Origin of the sequence: Kribbella sp. NPDC056345, from assembly GCF_042262745.1 — a bacterium.
Lineage (GTDB): Bacteria > Actinomycetota > Actinomycetes > Propionibacteriales > Kribbellaceae > Kribbella.
On record NZ_JBHJQQ010000004.1, the window covers coordinates 17320 to 33813 of the forward strand.

15 protein-coding genes are annotated in these 16494 nt (G+C 67.9%); 5 read left to right on the forward strand and 10 right to left on the reverse strand.

The annotated features are described in order from the left end of the window. Positions 1–3: 3 nt before the first annotated feature. Together ACFCV3_RS14890 and ACFCV3_RS14895 are read right to left on the reverse strand one after the other, a co-directional pair. Positions 4–516 (reverse strand): phosphotransferase, encoded by a 513-nt coding sequence (locus ACFCV3_RS14890; protein WP_376030390.1) that lies wholly within the window; start codon positions 514–516, stop codon positions 4–6. A gap of 75 nt (positions 517–591) precedes the next feature. After that, positions 592–1221, reverse strand: a complete 630-nt coding sequence (locus ACFCV3_RS14895; RefSeq protein ID WP_376030392.1) for a TetR/AcrR family transcriptional regulator — start codon at positions 1219–1221, stop codon at positions 592–594. A gap of 77 nt (positions 1222–1298) precedes the next feature. Here ACFCV3_RS14895 and ACFCV3_RS14900 point away from each other — a divergent pair, with 77 nt between their 5' ends. Genes ACFCV3_RS14900 through ACFCV3_RS14910 form a run of 3 tightly spaced genes read left to right on the forward strand, consistent with a single transcriptional unit; the run spans position 1299 to position 3170 of the window. Further along, the gene (locus tag ACFCV3_RS14900) at positions 1299–1856 is read left to right on the forward strand and encodes a 2TM domain-containing protein (protein ID WP_376030393.1); all 558 of its coding nucleotides are present in this window, start codon (positions 1299–1301) and stop codon (positions 1854–1856) included. A 40-nt stretch (positions 1857–1896) separates the two neighbouring features. Further along, entirely contained in the window at positions 1897–2514 is a 618-nt protein-coding gene (locus tag ACFCV3_RS14905; RefSeq protein ID WP_376030395.1) for a Pr6Pr family membrane protein, read from the forward strand. Positions 2515–2525: 11 nt separating this feature from the next. Next, positions 2526–3170: a class I SAM-dependent methyltransferase gene (locus ACFCV3_RS14910; protein WP_376030397.1), complete on the forward strand. Its 645-nt coding sequence runs from the start codon at positions 2526–2528 to the stop codon at positions 3168–3170. Positions 3171–3173: 3 nt separating this feature from the next. Here ACFCV3_RS14910 and ACFCV3_RS14915 read toward each other — a convergent pair whose 3' ends face one another. Next, a complete protein-coding gene (locus ACFCV3_RS14915) occupies positions 3174–3812 on the reverse strand; it encodes a transglycosylase family protein (RefSeq protein WP_376030399.1) in 639 nt (212 codons plus the stop codon). 250 nt (positions 3813–4062) lie between these two features. Further along, the gene (locus ACFCV3_RS14920) at positions 4063–4599 is read right to left on the reverse strand and encodes a DUF5946 family protein (RefSeq protein WP_376030400.1); all 537 of its coding nucleotides are present in this window, start codon (positions 4597–4599) and stop codon (positions 4063–4065) included. A gap of 102 nt (positions 4600–4701) precedes the next feature. On the opposite strand from ACFCV3_RS14920, the gene ACFCV3_RS14925 reads away from it, so the two are divergent. Further along, the gene (locus ACFCV3_RS14925) at positions 4702–5301 is read left to right on the forward strand and encodes a DNA-binding response regulator (RefSeq protein ID WP_376030401.1); all 600 of its coding nucleotides are present in this window, start codon (positions 4702–4704) and stop codon (positions 5299–5301) included. Here the strand turns inward: ACFCV3_RS14925 and ACFCV3_RS14930 are convergent. The 5 genes from ACFCV3_RS14930 to lanKC all read right to left on the reverse strand — a co-directional run bounded on the left by ACFCV3_RS14930 (position 5280) and on the right by lanKC (position 13403). After that, positions 5280–6986: an ATP-binding cassette domain-containing protein gene (locus ACFCV3_RS14930; RefSeq protein WP_376030403.1), complete on the reverse strand. Its 1707-nt coding sequence runs from the start codon at positions 6984–6986 to the stop codon at positions 5280–5282. The genes ACFCV3_RS14925 and ACFCV3_RS14930 overlap by 22 nt on opposite strands. Further along, the gene (locus tag ACFCV3_RS14935; protein WP_376030405.1) at positions 6983–8617 is read right to left on the reverse strand and encodes an ABC transporter ATP-binding protein; all 1635 of its coding nucleotides are present in this window, start codon (positions 8615–8617) and stop codon (positions 6983–6985) included. Before ACFCV3_RS14935 ends, ACFCV3_RS14930 begins: the two co-directional genes overlap by 4 nt. Before the next feature lie 14 nt (positions 8618–8631). Further along, entirely contained in the window at positions 8632–10569 is a 1938-nt protein-coding gene (locus ACFCV3_RS14940; RefSeq protein ID WP_376030407.1) for a prolyl oligopeptidase family protein, read from the reverse strand. A gap of 107 nt (positions 10570–10676) precedes the next feature. Beyond that, positions 10677–10808 (reverse strand): SapB/AmfS family lanthipeptide, encoded by a 132-nt coding sequence (locus ACFCV3_RS14945; protein ID WP_132411281.1) that lies wholly within the window; start codon positions 10806–10808, stop codon positions 10677–10679. Between the two features lie 3 nt (positions 10809–10811). Then, the gene (lanKC, locus tag ACFCV3_RS14950; RefSeq protein ID WP_376030409.1) at positions 10812–13403 is read right to left on the reverse strand and encodes a class III lanthionine synthetase LanKC; all 2592 of its coding nucleotides are present in this window, start codon (positions 13401–13403) and stop codon (positions 10812–10814) included. 328 nt (positions 13404–13731) lie between these two features. On the opposite strand from lanKC, the gene ACFCV3_RS14955 reads away from it, so the two are divergent. After that, positions 13732–15249, forward strand: coding sequence for an amidohydrolase family protein (locus ACFCV3_RS14955; protein ID WP_376030411.1), 1518 nt, complete (start codon positions 13732–13734; stop codon positions 15247–15249). Between the two features lie 118 nt (positions 15250–15367). Here the strand turns inward: ACFCV3_RS14955 and ACFCV3_RS14960 are convergent, their stop codons facing one another. Beyond that, positions 15368–16354, reverse strand: coding sequence for a hypothetical protein (locus tag ACFCV3_RS14960; RefSeq protein WP_376030412.1), 987 nt, complete (start codon positions 16352–16354; stop codon positions 15368–15370). Positions 16355–16494: the final 140 nt, after the last annotated feature.

A 16494-nucleotide genomic window follows, 5' to 3' on the forward strand; every position in this document is an offset into this window, starting at 1 on the left:
CCATTACTCGAAGCGTGCCTCGTCGAGCCGGCCGAGGATCGCGTCGACGGTCTCGCCGGCGGACAGGTCGGAGTTGTCCAGCCACAGGCCGCGCCGCGGGCTGAACGCGTGCAGCTCGTAGTCGAGCTCGTCGACCAGATGATGCGAACCGCCGAGCCGCCCGGAGATGACATCGGGCCGCGGTGTCAGTACGACGAGGTAGCGCGGCCGGGTGCGGATGCCGTCGAGGAACTCGCGGAGCAGCTCACCGATCACGACATCCTGCAGGACGACGGTGAACCCGGCCTCGGCGTACGAGTCGGCGGCCTGGCAGGCGAGCCGGAATCCGAGCTGCATCTGGCGCTGGGTCTCGGCCGGATCGTCGCTCATCGTGGCATGTCCGCTGACGATCATCCGGCGGAACAGATTGCCGGGGATGTTGACGCCGTACTGGAACCGCTCGGCGAGCATCTGAGCGACCGCGGACTTCCCGGCCGCCATGATTCCGCTGACCACGATCACCCCAGCGGACTCCATGCTGGTGATGGTGCCACGCTGGGCAATGTTTTAGTCAGGTTTGTGGCGAACTTGTCGTTCCGCGGACACGAAATCCTAGGTTTGTAAGGGCTTTTGGCCCAGCAGGGAGTCGATATGAAGGCGCAGTAGCCGGCGGACCCGGGTCGGTGTGCTGCGCGCGGGCTGGATGACGGCATGCAGCGCCAGGCCGTCGAGCAAGGCATGCAAACGCTCGGTTTCGAGACGCAGGTCCAGCCCCTCGCGTAAAGCGCCCGCGTCGGACAGTGCGGTGAGCAGCTCGGCGCACAGCTCGCGCAGGCCGTCGTTCGCGGTCTCGACGTTGGTGTGCAGGGCGCCGGCGCCGGTCTCGGCCTGGGCCTGGACCATGAAGGCGAGCCAGACATCGAACTCGGCCATCCGGTCGGCGTCGAGCGGAAGGACCTCTTCGAGGTACCGCAGGGCCACGGTGCCGGCGCTACCTTTCGTACCCCCGCGCGCGGTCAACGCCTCGAAACGCTCGCCGACCCGACGGACGACCAGGTCCATCGCGAACTTGAGCAGGCCCTCCTGGTCGGGGAAGTAGTAGCGCACCGCGCCGGCGGACCAGCCGGCTTCGGCGGCGATGGTGCGGACCGAGGCGGCGCGGATGCCGTCGCGGCGGACGACGCGCCACAGGGCCTGGGCGATCTCCTCGCGGCGGGCGTCGTGGTCGACGATCTTCGGCATGTCCCCTTTTTAGCACACCTGTGTTATCGTCGGTTCACAACACGGTCGTACTAAAACAATTGGAAGGGTGAATCCCTGTGCTGCTCGCTGTGATCGCCGCGTGTGAGATCGGCTTCTGGGTCCTGCTCGCCGCCGGCCTGGTGACGCGCTATCTGCTCCGGCAGCCCAAGGCCGGGATGATCCTGCTGCTGATGGTTCCGCTGGTCGACGTGGTGATGCTGGTGGCGAGCGTGCTCGACATCCACCGCGGTGGTGAGCCGTCGTTCAAGCACTCGCTGGCCGCGATCTTCATCGGCGTCAGCGTCGGCTTCGGCCACCAGACACTCAAGTGGGCCGACGGCTGGGCGGCGTACAAGTTCGCCGGCGCTCCGCGGCCGGTGAAGCCGCCGAAGGGCGGCCGGGAGCGGGCCCGCCGCGAGCGCGCCGGCTGGTTCCGCCATCTGCTCGCGTACGTCGTCGGTGTCGGCATCATGATCGGCCTCGGCCTGCTGTCCGGGCGGGGCTGGGACGCCGCCACCGGCCCGGCGTGGGGCTGGACCATCGCGCTGGTGATCGACGCGTTCGTCTCGTTCAGCTACACCTTCGACGGTGACGACGAGGACGCGCCGGCGCCGAAGGAAAGGCAAGTCGTCTGACATCCCGGACCGGCCCGTCCGCTCGTCGTAGATTGCGGTCATGACGACGATCGGGCGGGTCTGGTCCTGGGCCACCGCGGCAGCCGTCCTGGCCGGCCTCGTGATCCAGCTGTTCGTGACGGCGAACGCGACCGAGGGGTTCTTCTCGACCACCCCCGAGCGCGTCCTCAATGTCTTCGCCTTCTTCACGATCCAGTCGAACATCCTGCTCGGCGCAACCGTGCTGCTGGATCGCCGCAGCACGTTGTTCAGAACCCTGCGGCTGAACGGCGTTCTCTGTATCGCGGTGACCGGGATCGTCTACCACCTCGTGCTCGCCGGTCTGGACGAGCTGACCGGCTGGGCCGCGGTCGCGAACTTCCTGCTCCACACGGCCACCCCGCTGCTCGGCGTACTGGGGTGGGCGTTGTTCGGCCCTCGCGGCAGGACGGATCTGCGGATCGCCGGCTGGTCGGTCGTGTTCCCGCTGCTGTGGCTCGCGTTCACGCTCATCCGCGGCGAGTTCGTCGGCTTCTACCCCTACCCGTTCGTGGACGTGAACGAGCACGGGTATGGACAGGTTCTGCTGAACTGTCTGCTCGTCGCGGTACTGTTCCTGGTTCTGGCGGCCGGGGCCACAGCCCTCGATCGCCGGCTCAAGAAAACCGTTGAAGGGTAAGGATCTTGCTGGTGACCTCTCGCTCGTACGCCGAGTACGAAGCGATGTTCGACCTGACCGAACTACCCGCCTCCGTGCTCGACTGTTCGGCCGGTGGATCGAGTTTCACGGCTGAGGCCGCCGCGCGCGGGGTCGACGTGGTGGCGGTGGATCCGGCGTACGAGTTGACGATGCCGGAGCTCGTCGACACGGTCCGGCGCAGTCTGCCGGTCGGTAACGACATCGTCGAGGAGCACGAGGACAAGTTCGTCTGGCACTGGTACGGCGCTCCGGAGCGGCGGGACGAGATGCGGCTCGAGGCGGCCGACCGGTTCCTGCAGGACATCGGCGAGGCGCCGGACCGTTATGTCGCGGCCGGTCTGCCGGAGTTGCCGTTCGAGGACGGGCGGTTCGAGCTGGCGCTGTGTTCGCACCTGCTTTTCACGTGGGCCGACACGTTCGACCGGGACTGGCACCTGGCCGCGCTGCGCGAGTTGATCCGGGTGACCAGTGGCGAGGTCCGGGTGTTTCCGCTGGTACTTCAGGGCACAGGCGAGCCGGTGCCGTTCCTGCCGGAGGTGCTGGACGAGCTCGCCGGCGTCCGCTGGGAGATCCGCAAGGTTCCCTACGAGTTCCAGGCGGGCGCCGACGAGATGCTCGTGATCACGCACTCCTGAGAACTACGGCAGGAAGCGTCCGCAGACCGGCCACGGTGAGTTGCCGCGCTGCGCGTAGAGCTTCTTCGCGCGCATCAGCTGCTCGGCGGCCGAAGCCTGGGCCGGGCTGCCACTGCCGCCGACACTGCGCCAGGTCTGCTTGTCGAACTGGAACAGGCCGAAGTACTTGCCGTTCGGGCTGACTGCGCGCGGGTTGCCGCTGGACTCGCAGTTGGCGACCTTGCGCCAGGCGGCACTCATGCTGACGTTGCCGCTGGTCGACGGGCGCTCGGCGGAGCGGTTGGTCCGCGTCTTGCGCACGGTCTGCTTCGAGACGGTCTTCTTCTTGGTGACGATCTTCGACTTCGTGGTGACCCGCTGCTTCGGAGCGGTGGCCTTCTTCACACCGTCGAGCGTCAGGGTCTGGCCGATCAGGATCAGATCGGGGTCCTTCAGGTTGTTGATCTTCGCCAGCTGGTGCCAGTCGGCGCCGTTCGCCTGTGCGATCTCGGAGAGCGTGTCTCCGGCTTTCACCTTGTAGTCGGTCGCGAACGCCGCGCCGGTGGCAGCGACGGTGATCCCGGCGCCGAGACCGGCGACGGAGAGGGTTCGGACCACCCGGCGAGTACTTCGCCGGGGGCGCGCATGTCGGGCTTTGGACATCGGTAAGGCGCTCCTCGTGAGCTTGGGCATGGTGGAGGACACCAGCCCCCCAGGCAGGGGAGGGGGCACCCGGACAGGTAACGAAAGGGAGTCCGGATGATCACGTCCAGGTCACGACGCGATGTGAGTCATCCTGTGGGACTCCTCGCCCGAACGCAAGGCCAGATCGGGATCTGCCCCGATTTTTTCTGTCCCTTGACGTACCGAAAGCCCAGCAACAGAACGGTTTCCGGCCATAAACCGATCGGTTTCAGCGGCGGAAATATCGCGCCGGAACGAGGTCGATCGTGAGCTTCCGGACCACCTCGCGGTCATTCTCCGGCCAGGACGCCCAGACCTCGTCGGCCCAGGTCAGCATCGCCTTCTCGACCTCCTCCGGACCGCCCGCGGCCAGTACGTCGGACGTCGTGAGCCGGCCGGCCTCGGCAGGCGCGACGAGTTCGGGCCAGTCGTCGTAGGAGTTCGCCATGATGCCGTGCGCGGTCCGGACGTCGAGGTTGCCGGAACCTCGTTCGAGGAACATGTAGAGGCCGTTCAACGCGAAGACCGGGCCGATCCGCGGAGCGCCGACTCTCACATGCTGCGCGTGGTAGGCATCCATCCGCAGCTGGTGCAGATAGCCGAGCTTCAGCTGGTGCTCGAGCTCGAAGCCGAGCAGGTCGCCGGACACCTTCAGACAGGCCGCGGAGGCGTTGATCTTCGGGTTCTCCGGCCACTCCGAGACCGGCAGCTCGGCCCGGCAGCCAGGGCAGCGGGTGGATTCGTGCGTGTCATCTCCGGACTTCACTCGTTGATGGAAACACGGGCACCGCCGCCCGGCAGCTGGTTTTCGCCGTTGCAGGGGGCGGCTGGCCGTCAGATGAGGCGACGGACGTGATGGGGGCATGCGGTGATCCGAGTGGCTCTCGGCCACCGCGGCACGATGGTGCGAGGTGCACTGGCCGCGGTGCTGGCAAGCGAGACGGATATGGAGGTCGTGGCCGAGCTGGACCGCTCGGAGGACGTCCTCCACGTGGCCGGCCGACGGCCGCACGTCGTGCTGCTCGATCCACAGCTGCCCGGGCGGATCCGGATCGAGGACCTGTGCCGCAAACTCACCGGTCGTGGCGTGCTGGTGCTGATCGATCACGAGGCGATCGCCGCGACAAGTCTCGCGCTGGTCAAGCAGGCGCCGCGGATCGGGCTGATCGCGACCGACGCGACCACGGACCAACTGGTCCAGGCGGTCCGCGACGTGGCGAAAGGTTTGCCGGTGGTCGACGTCCGGCTCGCGGTGGCGGCGTTGAAGGCCGGTGACAACCCGCTCACCGACCGCGAATGTGAGGTGCTGCGGCAGGTCACCACAGGTGCGACCGCGCAGGAGGTGGCCCGGACGCTGAGCCTGAGCGCCGGCACCGTGCGGAACTACCTGTCCAGGATCCTCGCCAAGACCGGTTCGCGCAGCCGGATCGAAGCCATTCGCAAGGCTCAGGACGCCGGCTGGATCTGACCGGCCTGGAGTTGGCTGACGATCGGATCCCAGTTGCCGTGCAGGTCGCGGTACAGGCTGGAGCTGCGCATCAGCGCTTGATGCGTGCCGAGTGCGGCCTGGTTGCCGTCCAGCACGAGGATCCGGCGTGCTCGCAGTGCGGAGCTGATCCGGTGGGCGATCACCACCAGCGTGCCGCCGCGTTGTGCGAAGGCAACCTCGGCCTGCCGCTCGGCCTCCGGGTCGAGGAAGCAGGTCGCCTCGTCCAGTACGACGAGTGGTGCGGGGGACAGGTAGGCCCGGACCAGCGCGAGCAGTTGCCGCTCACCCGCGGAGAGATCAGCGGGTTTGACCACTGCACCGAGCCCGCCGATGCGCTGGACCAGCGCGGTCGCGCCGATCGTGTCGATCGCGGCGCTCAGCTCGTCGGTCGTCGCGTCGGGGAGTAGATAGGACAAGTTCTCCTCGACGGTCCCGCTGAAGACATAGGCCTCTTGGGGAATCAGCACGCGCGTCTCGGCCAGCCGCTCGGTGGTCAGCTCGCTCGGCGGCACACCGCCGAGCAGCAACCGGCCGCCGGTCGGTGTCAGCATCCCGCAGATCAGTGCGGCCAAGGTCGACTTCCCGATCCCGCTCGGACCGACGACGGCCAGGTGGTCACCCTCGGGGATGGTCAGCTCGAGACGATCGAGGACAGGCTCAGCAGCAGGTCCGTACGCAAAGGTCAGCCGCTGGGCCTGCACCTGATATCCCTGTACGACGTCGATCGGGCGAACCGGGTCGTCGTCCGGCCGGCCGGTGTCGAGGATCCGGCCGAGGGTGATCACGTACCGCAGGCCGCTGTCGCCCAGCGCGGCCATCACCTGGCCGAGGGCCGGTTGCAGGCCGATCAGTACATAGGTCAGGCCACCGAGCAGCGTGCCGGTGCTCACGCCACGCCCGATCAGCCAGGGGCCGGCCGCGAGCAGGATGAGCAGTGGCAGCCAGCCGCCGACCGCGAAGCACAGCGTGCGCAGCGCCGCGACCTTGGCCAGTGCGCGCTCCGCCGATGCGTGGGCCTCGATCGGTTCGCCGACCAGGAATTCGGCGTACTCCTCGGTGCCGGTTGCGGTGATGTCGCGCACGCCACCGAAGACCATCCCGGCCGAGGCGGCCAGGTCCTCGTCGGCCCGCAGCGAGGCGCGCACCCGGTCGGCGGCCATCCCCAGCACGGCGAGCGACAGTGCGAACCCGACCAGGAACGGCGGTACGACGAAGGCGGCGACCAGCGGCGCCAGCGACAACAGACCGGCCAGCACCCCGAAGAGCGTGACCGCGAAACTCCTGATCACCATGACCAGCCCGGCGAACGTGTCCCGGACGATCTCGACCTGACGGTTCAGCCGGGCGACCGCGCTGTCGTCCCCGCTCCGCAGTGCGCTGCCCACAACACGCCGTACCAGGTCGTCGCGGACCGGCTCGACCAGATCGCCGAGCCGCGTGTACACCTGCCGGGCCCCCGCGGCCCCCAACCCTGCGGCCGCAACCAGCCCGCCCAACCACGCGATCCCCTGCCAAACTTGCCCAGCGAGGAAGCTGTCCGTAGCCCGGGCGACCGCGACGCCGTAGATCGCTGTCGGCAGGATCTCCGGCACCGACCACGCGACCAGCTTGACCGTCGCCCGCTTCCGCAACGATCGAGCGCCGTACCCAAGCTCTCGTTTCACCCGAAGACCGCCCGGTACGACGTGTTGTTCCACAGGTCGGCGTGGGGAGCCACTGCACGGACTCGGCCGTGGTCGAGCCAGACCACGAGATCGGCGCGAGCGGCGGTGGCGGGGCGGTGCGTGACGATCAGGCGGGTGCGGTGCTGACGGTCCTCGGTGAGGGTGCGGCCGATCTGCCGCTCGGTCGCGGTGTCGAGGCTCGAGGTGGCGTCGTCCAGCACGAGTAACCGGTTGGCCGGCCACGCGCGGGCCAGACCGAGTCGCTGCCGCTCACCGCCCGACATAGGGGCCTTGCGCAACGATGTGAAGTAGCCGTTGGGGAGGCGGCTGACGAAGTCGTGGGCATGGGTGGCCCGGGCCGCGGCCAGCGTACGCACGGGGCTGATCGCATTGGGGGCGATCGATTCACCGATCGTCCGGCCGACCAGCTGTGGTCGCTCGAAGGCGCAGCCGACCGCACGGCGCAGCGCATGCCGGCTGACGGCCTGCAGCGGTACGCCGTCCAGCGAGACGTGCCCGGTCGACGGATCACGCAACCGCGCGGCCACCGCAGCCAGCACGGACTTGCCGGCGCCACTCGGGCCGACAACAGCAACTGTCAGGCCACCCGGCAGATCCAGGCTCACGTCGTTCAGCAGCACGTTGCCATCAGCAACGACACTGACGTGGTCGAAGGTGAGGTGCCCGGATCCGGCCGGCAACGTCAGCGAACCGTGCGGAACGGTGGTGATCGCCGCCACCTCGGCGGCTCGCTGAACACCAGCCTTGGCACGTGCGATCTCACCGATCACGCCGGTGAGAGTCCCGAGGCCGGCGCCGAGTACGGCGTACTGCGAGGCAGCGAACAGCTCACCGGCGGTGATGTGTCCAGCGACCAATTGGACGCCGCCGACCACCAGCACGGCGACCAGCACGAGCGGACCGACCACGGCAGCCTGTGCGCCGGAGCGGGCGAGAATGCGCCAGGTGACGACACCTTGTTGATGGAGTTCAGGAAGCAGACCGAGGATGCGTCGCTCCTCGCGGCCGGTCGTCCCGGCCGCGGCGATCGTGCGGATGCCCGTCAGCGACTCGGACAAGCGCGCCGCGATCCGGCCCTGCGTCTCCTGATAGGCCAGGCTGACGTCGGCGGTCCGCCGGGCGAACGCCAGCAGCACCAGGATCACCAGCAGCACACCACCGAAGAACGCGGCCGCGAGCCAGGGATCGATCAGCGCGAGCAGCACCAGGCTGCCAACCGGGGGAGCGATCGCAGCGATCGCGGTCACCGCGGCAGGCCCGGCCTGTGCGGCGTCGGTCGCGTTGGCGGAGACCCGGGTGACCAGATCGCCGGTCTCGAAACCGCGGCTGCCCTCGGGGCCACCACGGACGACCTGCCGCACCAGGCGATGTCGCAGCCAGGCAGTGGTCTCAGCGACACAAGCTGCGCCCGCGAAGGCGTCGATCAGGCTGGCCACGATGCCGAGCCCGATCGCGGCCGCGGCGGCGATCAGCCATTGCGTGTAACCAGTCCCGGCGACGATCGAATCCACCGAGCGGCCGAGGATCGTCGGCAGGGCCAAGGTGACCGCGCTGCCGATCAGTGCGTTCAGCCCGATCAGTGGCAACCAGCCGCGGCCCCGTTTCGCCACCGACCCGAAGGTGATCATGACGAGAGCCGGAGGCCGGTGTGGTCCGCCAGGAACGCGAGCATGTCGGCGGCCAGCCCGATGCCCTGACTGGCCGATCCACCGGCATGACCGGCATCTGGATCCAGCCGGAACAGGACAGAGCCCTCACTGGCGGTCGCGTGCTGCAGCGCCGCACACATCTTGCGAGAGTGCAGTGGATCGACGCGAGTGTCGTTGCCGAACACCGTGAACAGCACAGCCGGATACTTCACGCCCTCGCTGACCCGGTGGTACGGCGAGTAGGACAAGAGGTTCTCGAACTGCGCAGGGTCCTTGGCCGAGCCGAACTCCGGCACCCAGCGCTCGCCCAGACCGGACAGCTCGTAGCGCAACATGTCTGTGAGCGGCGCGGAGCAGACCGCTGCCGCGAACAGCTCGGGCCGCTGCGTCAGAGCGGCCGCAACGAGCAAGCCACCATTGGATTCGCCGCACAGCGACAACTGCTCGGCAGTCGTCCAACCGGTAGCGATCAGATGCTCGGCTGCAGCGATGAAGTCGTCGAAGACATGCTGTTTGCGGTCGAGGATCCCGGCTTGGTGCGAGTCGCCACCACCACGGGTGTTGGCCGTCACGAAGATGCCACCGGCCTCGACCCACGCGAGCGCGAACGCCGAGTACGTCGGAGTGAGCGTCTGCCCGAAACCGCCGTACCCGTAGAGGAGTGCCGGTCGTGGTCCGTGGTTGCCGGGTTTGGCGATCACGAGGAGCTGAATCTCGGTGCCGTCCGGACTCGTGGTGACGATCTGCTGTGACTCGGCCTCCGCAGCCACACCTGGGGCTTGCGACCAGAGCGTTGCCAGGCCGGTGGTGTGGTCGTAGCAGTAGACGGACGACGGGGTGACGCTGTCGGTGTAACTGAACCAGGCCTGCGGTCCGCCGTCCGGGAGCGTGGTCAGCGAACCGACCGAACCGACGCCGGGCAAGGCGATATCGCTGACGTGCGCACCGGTCTGCAGATCGTGGACGGCGATTCCGCTCGGGCTCGCGAGCAGCAGCGCGCCATCGAGAATCGCCAGGCCGGTGAGTGGTGCATCCGGGGTGACGAGGTCGTGCCAGATCAGCGGATTGTGCGGGTCTCCGACGCAGATCTTGCCGGTCGGTGCGTCCTTCGTGGTGACGACGTAGAGACGACCGTCGGGGCCGACCGACATGACGGTCAGCGCGTCTATGCTCTGCTGGATCGGGCGCGGCGGCTGGGCGCTCTCGAGATCCTGCAGCCACAGGTCGTTCGCTCCGCCGCGGGCGGCGGAGATGGTCAGCCAGCGTCCGTCGGCGCTGAGCTCCAGCCCGTACGACGCTTCGGCCGACAGCACGATGGAGTCGTCAGCGGCGTCCAGGTGGCGGCAGCGTACTTGGCGGAACCGCACGTAGTAGAAGGACTTCCCGTCCGGCAGCCAGGCGACCGGGGAATACCGGCAGCCGTCGATCGGCTCGCCGATGAGCTCACCGCTGTCCACGTCGAGCAGGTGCAGGACGGACTGCTCGGTGCCACCGCGGGAGATCTGGAAGGCGACCAGGGAGCCGTCGGAAGAGGGCTGCCAGGCGTCCAAGGTGGTGCGACCGGATGGGTCGATCACCATCGGGTCGAGGATTGCGCGCCGGCCGTCGTACAGGACCGGGTGTTGCTGACCGGGGTCGCGGCGGAGCGTGAAGCAGCGCCCGCCGTGCCACGACGGGGTGGAGACGGTGCCGACGTTCGAGAGGGCCTTCACCCGGTGACGGAACTGGTACCGGCCGGACATCGTGGCTGCTTGGTTCAGCCAGAGCTCGTCCTGGGCCGCGAGCCAGCGCTTGGTCTCGGAGGACTCGGAGTCCTCCAGCCAGCGGTAGGGATCCGCGATGGTGTGGCCGTGCACCTGCTCCACGAGCGGTAGCCGCTCGGCGCATGGATAGGACTGCACGGAATCGGGCAAAGGAGCTCCTTCCGTCGGATGAAGCGACGGATCCCGCAGACAGGTTCGGCCCTGGGTGGGTATGCCGCCCACCCAGGGCCTCCGGAACCTGACTATCCAGGATCCGATCAGTGGCAGAGCAGAAGGCTCAGGTTGCTCGGGCGACCCGACGCGCAACCAAGGACGGTCAGCGTGGAGCCGCCGCCGTGGCCACCGCCGTAACCCGGGGTCTCAAGACCCTGAAGGTCGAGAAGTGCCATGTTCTACACCTCCTTCGATTCATGTTGTAGGGATGAAGACTCGGACCACTGGGGAGGTCCGAGGAACGGGAGGGATGCGGGCGCCGGGTGCAGCGCCGATCCCAGGGCCAGCAGGACGCCGGCCGATCCGGTGGCCAGATCCATCGACAGGCGAAGGAGCTGATGACCGGGGAACGCGAGGCCACCTGCGTACGGCATCGCGTGCCAGCCGAGTCCGTGCACGAGGTCGTCGACCGTTGCCTGCTGCGCACCGAGTGAGGCTGCGGTGAGAAGCAGACCGGCGCGACCCATGAACAGGCCGGGCTGTACGTAGAAGGAGCAGTGCGTCACCCGCTCGAGCTGCGCGAGCACCGCGGTCAGCTCGTCGCTCGGGCGATGCTTCAGGTAGCGCGCGAGAGCGAGCGCGATCCCGGCCGAACCCTCTTCGAGGTACGGCAGGGTCCGCCAGCCCTGGTTGACCTGGAGCATGTCGCCGTCGGGTGAGGCCGAGCAGCGCCGCAGATCCTGCCGGATCGCGATCTCGGCCAGGTCGAGCAGGCCGGTGTCACCCAGCAGCTCGAACGCTTCGATGAAGAGCAAAGCCGGTCCGGACGAGCCGTACATCAGGCCGGCGTGCGGATACTGCCCACCGCTGATCTCCGGTACGTCGCCCGCGTCGCCGAGGCGGTCTGCGACCAGATCCAGCACCCGGACCGCCTTGGCCCGCAGCGCGGGCTCGGTGTCGAAGTGCAGCAGGCTGAGACCGATCCCGGCCAGTCCGGAGTGCAGCCCGAGCTCGCGGGTGCTCCAGTCGTCGGCCAGAGTGCGCTCGACCAGGTCAAGTGCGTGCTGGCGGTCACCGAGCTCGTCGAAGACATGGGCCACTCCGTGCAGGCCGTCGTACAGACCTGGGCCGGCGGCGGTGTTCAGGCTCCGCTCGCGCAGCCACTCCTCGTACTGCTCGAAGCGGCCGGCGCCGGTCTTGGCCAGGGCGTAGAGGACGCCGGCGGCGCCGCTCGCGAGGTCGATCCCGCCCCCACCGCGGAACTGTGCGATGTCACCGGGGAACAGCCGGTCGGTGCGCTCCGGCGTTGCCGAGGCCACGATCGCCTTGGTCAGCGCGGCGCGGACGTCGGTCCACCCGGCCTTGCCTGGCAGTGCGAGCTCGGCCATCTCCGGATCGCTGGTGACGTCCGGGCCGACCACGGTCCGGACGGCCTCGTCGATCGTTGCCCTCGGCACCGGGAAGGACTCGGCGATCATGTCGGCGAGCTGGAACGCCTTGCCCCGATGGAGATTCAGCAGGATCGTCGTCTGCGGTGCGTAGACACCGAGCCCGATACAGGCCAGCGCGTAGCGGTCGACGTCGACACCTTGACGGTCCGGCGGTGCGGCGTACCCGGGGTGGGCCAGCATGGAGCGGGCCTTGTCCACGGCATTCGTCGCCACCTCGAAGTCGATCAGCACCATCCGGCCGTCGACGTCGAGCAGCACGTTGTCCGGGTGCAGGTCGCAGAACACCACGCCGCGCTCGTGCAGCAACGCAACCGCCTGACCGACCTGCTCGACGACCTGCGTCGCCCACTCGGCGAAGGCTGCCTTGTCGGCTTCGGTCGCATCCGGCTTGCTCAGCGGGTACCGCCCGACCAGGTCGCGTTGCAGCGAGATCGAGTCGATGTGCTCCTGCACCATGAAGTGGTGCTCGCCGAGCTCCAGCTGCTCGTAGGTCTTCGGGACGACATCCAGGCCTTCGAGGCGCTGCAGGATCTCGTACTCATGGGCGATCCGGGCGACTGCGTCCCGGCCGGCCAGGTCGAGACCTGCGTGCGGACGGCCTTCCTTGAGGACGACGCGGTCACCGGTCTCCTTGTGGTGGCCGAGATACACGCCGCCGCCGTTGGAGAACTGGATGACGCTCTCGATCGTGTACGCGAGATCGTTGGTGGAGACCGCGTTGCGGGCCTCCAGGTGCGGCTGCAGGAACGCCGGCAGCGCGATCCACGGCGGCATGCTGAACGTCGGACCGCGGTGGTCCGGAACCAGCTGACCGTGCTCGTTCTCCAGTGCCAGCACGCGTTCACCACTTGGCGACAAGCAGTAGCGGGTGACGAAGGCGCCGTACCGGACGAAGAGTGCACCGGTTCCGTAGCGCAGGTCGCTCAGGATGTACGGGCCCTGGACGCCGTCCAGGAGGTCGTCGAGCTCCTTGAGCACGAGCTCCAGCTGCGCTTCGTCGACCGGGTAGATCGTGACGAGCTTGCCACTCGCACCGCGCGGCGCGGCCTTCGAGTTGGCCATCACCAGGACGGCTTCGTTGCGGAGGAACTTGAACGCGATGCCGCGCGGGACGCAGTAGTCCCAGACGGCTTCGAGCGTCCGCTCGACATCCGCGAGCCGCGCCGAGACGTGGATCTTCCAGCCCTGCTGCGGAAGCTGCAGACCCTCGGGTGCGTAGTGCATCCAGGTCTCGCCGGCGACGTGCTGCCAGCCTTCAGGCACTGGCCTGGTGGCCGGCTCGAAGTCCGGATGCTCCACACCACGGTGAGTGGGTGTGTCGTAGAACATGCGATCTGCCAAGCAGTAGAACTCGTAACTCTCTTGCGCTTCGTCAGGCATAAACCGGTCGACCCCCTCTCCTGGTGCTCCGCCATCTTGGGCGGCGTGAGAGGGGGTGGCGTAGTGCACGATGTCATCACTCTGGTGTGAAGAATCCACACACTACGAGTGGGTAAGTAAGCACTCTTTGTTACCTGGCCGCGCGTTCTGAGCGTGAATCGGGCTGTAACAAGATGTCAATTCGTGGCAGTGGGGTCACAAGGCGTAACTTCGCCCATCGTTCTTCGTCCAGCCCCGTTCATACGTTCGTGTCATGCCCTCGGAGTGGCCGCACTCGATTTGCACAAACGTCTTGCACAGATGTCTCATCGGCCCTAGCGTGCTTGGCATGAATCAACAGGTGGCGCGTCGCAGTGTTCTCATTGGTGGGTTGGCGGCTGGCTTGGGTGCCTCGCCGCAGCAGGCCTGGGCCGGGCAGTCCGCGCTGGCCCTGACTCATGTGACCGTCATCGATCCGGAGCGGGAGCGTCCGCAGCGGGACATGACCGTGCTGCTGTCCGGCACCCGGATCATGGCCGTCGGGCCTGCGCATCGGGTCCGGATCAGGCCGGGGACACGGGTGATCGATCTGACCGGCAAGTACCTGATCCCGGGGCTGGCCGACATGCACGCGCACAGCATCGGTTCCGAGCGAATCTCTCCGCCGCTGTATGCGCTCAACGGTGTGACGACCGTGCGCGAGATGGCGTCCTCGTCGGTCGTGAGCGGGTGGCGCGCCCAGATCGAGCGGGGCCAGTTGCTCGGACCGAACTGGATCATCGCCGGCCCGATCGTCGACGGTCGTCCGTCCCTCCTGGCCGGCGACGGCGAGGAGTCCGACGGGATCATCCAGGTGTCCACCGCTGCGCAGGGGAGAGACGCCGTACGCCGATCCAAGGCGTCCGGCGCGGACTTCGTGAAGCTGTACTCGCGGATCCCGGAGGACGCGTACTTTGCCATCGTCGACGAGGCGCGACGACTGCGGATCCCGGTCGCCGGCCACAGCCCTGACCGGGTCCTGGTGGAGGCCGTGATCGCCGCCGGGCACCGCAGTATCGAGCACCTGCACACACTTCCGCTGGCCACCTCGAGCCGGCCGGCCGACGTACGGCGGGCGCTCGCGGCCATCAAGGTGAACCCGGGGGACTACAACGGATGGTTCCGGCAGATCCACCCGATCGAGTGGCTGGTCGCGCAGCATCCGAGTGCGGCGCGACGCGACGCGGTCTTCGAGCAGATGGTCCGGCGGGGCACCAGATCGGTGCCGACGCTGATCATGCATCAGCTGCTGGACATGCCGGAGTCAGCGATCCTGGACGACGACCGGCTGCGGTACGTTCCGATCGGGACGCGGGAATTCTGGAAGTTCATTCTCGAGGAGTTCTACATCAAGGGGCGGAGCGCGGAGGAGAAGGCGCAGCAGCGCGAGCTCTACCCTCGGCGTCTGGAGTTCGTGCACGCGATGCAGCGTGCAGGTGTCCGGCTGCTCGCCGGAAGCGAGGCAGGTCTCGTTTACGCCTATCCCGGCTTCAGTCTTCATGACGAGCTGACCGAGCTGGTCCGGGCCGGGCTGACGCCACTGCAGTCGTTGCGTATGGCAACAACCGAAGCGGCCGACTTCCTCGGTACCCGCACCGGCAGCATCCGCTCCGGCTGTACGGCGGACCTGGTGGTCCTGGACGCGAACCCACTGATCGACATCCGCAACACCACGAAGATCCACGCAGTCGTGGTCAACGGCCGCCTCATCGACTCCACCGAACGCCGCCGCCTACTCGCCGACGTCGAGTCAGCCGCCGCCGAGCCGGAGCCAACCCAATCAGCAGCGGCGTTGGGCTGCATCTGCCACATGCCCCGCCGCCGGTAGCCCGAACCGCCAGGCCATCACAACTGCACGTCAGCATCTGCGTTCAGGCGTGCGCGGGTCCGGAGACCCCGGTTGTGATGGCCCTGGCGTCCGGAGCTGCACCGGTGCGGGCGAGGTGTCAGTGGATGATGGCGTCGCTGCAGCCGTGCCAGAGGACGGCCTGGTTGTTGCCGGCGCCACCGATGGTGCCGACCGCGTCGGGCTCCGGTCCGGTGACCGGGTTGCGGTCCGGCAGGGTGGCGATCCGCGTGGGCTTCGGGAACTTCCACCGCGTCGTACCGTTCAGTGCGACCACCACCTGGCTGCCGTCCTGCTCGTCGATCGTGACGGCGTCACCGCTGTCGTTGATCGAATCCGGTGTGGTCGGACGCGGGTGGAACGTGCCACGCTGGTCGTCCCACACCATGCCGGCGAAGACGTCGGTACCGGCGAGGATCTCGGAGCCACCGCTGAAGTTGCCGCGGATCTCCTCGATGACGCCACGGTTCTTGCTCCGGCCGTACACGAACTCGCCGACCTGGTCCCACGTGTTCCACCGCAGGCTGATGTCGCGCCGGCGCCCACCGTCGTCGATCCAGCTCGAACCGACCACCACGCCCGCGTCGTTGATGTCCGTCGCGACCGAGAACCGATCGTCCGGCGTCAGCAGCACCCGCGGCTTCCCACCCGCCGGCCACACCAGCGACGCCAGGTCCTCGGTGAAGCTGCTCATCCCCGCCCCGACGATGTCGCCCCGGTTGTTGATCGCCGATAACCCGGTCGTGCCGTTCATGTAGTCCGGCACCTCCAGCAGCCGGTACGTCCCAGCCGCGAACACCCACGGCATCGATGTACCGTCCTTGGCCGTACTGGACCCGATCACCACCCCACTGCTGTTCACATCGATCACGCTCGGCCCAACGCCCGGCGCATCATCCAGCAACCGCGGTACGCCGTCCGTCCACAGCACCGGCAGCGTGTCGTCCCCCGACCACACCCGCCCCACCACAAACCGCCCCGAGTCATCGGCCTTCGTCACATCACTCTGCGACCCCACCGGCGTACCACCAGGCAAACCCAACACCGACGCCGTACAAACCGGCACCCCCGCCGAAGCCACCCCCACCGGCCCCACCAACACCCCAACCACAAGCACCCCCACCAACGCAGTCTTCCGCACAACCCCTCCAGATCAGCTAGCCAGACCCCACCACCCCGCCCCTTTCCGGCCTACACCGCAATCCCTTCGACCACGCAATCCCCTAG